We start from the raw sequence: 1,287 nt of genomic DNA on the forward strand, positions 1-1,287 counted from the left end.
AAGACGCGCCCCCTCCTGGCTGTTCGGAAAAGTGTTCGTCCACGCTGACGGGCGGCGACGAGCGGACGACGGCGACCGATTACGTCTACAACACGGCCAAATGGATCGTGAACCTGCCCCGTCAGGTGTTGGTCTACGACGGTGTCGGGACCGGCGGCACATTGTTGCAAGGCACGGGCTATTACTACGACGGCGCCACCAGCATGGCCGCCATGCCGAGCGAAGGCGACCTGACCAGCACCTATGTGTTCACCGACGCGACGACCGGTTATCGCGCCTCGACGCTGGCCTATGACAGCTTCGGCAACCTCGTCTCCAAGGCCAACGCGACGGGCGACCTGACGACGATCGACTACGAGACCACCTACAGTCTCTACCCGATCAAGACCACGGTCTCGCCCTCCAACACCATGACCAGCACGGACCCGGCGGTCAGCCAGAAGACGCTCACCGCCTGGAACTATACCTGCGCCAAGCCGGCCAGCACCAGGGATCTAAACTGGATAACGACCACCTATGACTATGACGTCTTCTGCCGCGAGGTGAAGCGTACAACGGGTGACGTTGGCTCCAATTACGTGAAGACAGAATACTCGGCCCTGAACAATCCCGGTGGCCAGTCGATCACGACGTCCCGCAACTCCATGGCCAACAACAGCGCCGGCAACGCGGTCGGCGAGATCGTCTCGCGCAGCTATCTCGACGGCTTCGGCCGGACGGTGCGCAGCGTCAGCGAGGGTGTCGACGCCAGCCACGCTGTGATCGTGGAGACCAACTACCACAAGCGCGGCGGCGTGCGGCAGGTGAGCCTGCCCTATTTTGGCACCGACAACAGCGGCCCGACTCCGGCCGGCCTGAATTACTCGTACACCTTTACCGATGTGCTGGATCGGCCCGTGCGTAGCCAGACGCCGAACTGGATCCAGACCAACTATGCCTATACCGCCGTCACCACGGGCCTGGCACTCGACCAGGTGACCACCACGGAGACGATTGACGACAAGGGCACCGCCAACGATACCACCGACGATATCACGCGCAAGACGGTGGTGATCAGAGACGGCTATGGGCGAACGCTGAGCACCAGCGAATACGGTTCGAGCTCGGGTACGCTGACCACCAAGCTCACCTGGGACGATCTCGGCCATCTCATCAAGGTGACCGATCCGGCTGGCAATGTGTGGTCGGCCGGCTATGACATGGCCGGTCGCCGGACCAAAGTCGACGATCCCGACCTCGGGCTGTGGACCTTCACCTATGACAACGCCGGTCGCGTCCTAACCCAGG

Annotated in this window: 1 protein-coding gene; it reads left to right on the top strand. The window is 62.4% G+C overall.

The annotated features are described in order from the left end of the window. A partial coding sequence (locus tag L2I41_RS21435; RefSeq protein ID WP_237155662.1) for an RHS repeat protein occupies nt 1–1,287 on the top strand: 1,287 nt, incomplete at both ends.

The organism is Oryzibacter oryziterrae, assembly GCF_021864535.1.
Taxonomy (GTDB): domain Bacteria; phylum Pseudomonadota; class Alphaproteobacteria; order Rhizobiales; family Pleomorphomonadaceae; genus Pleomorphomonas; species Pleomorphomonas oryziterrae.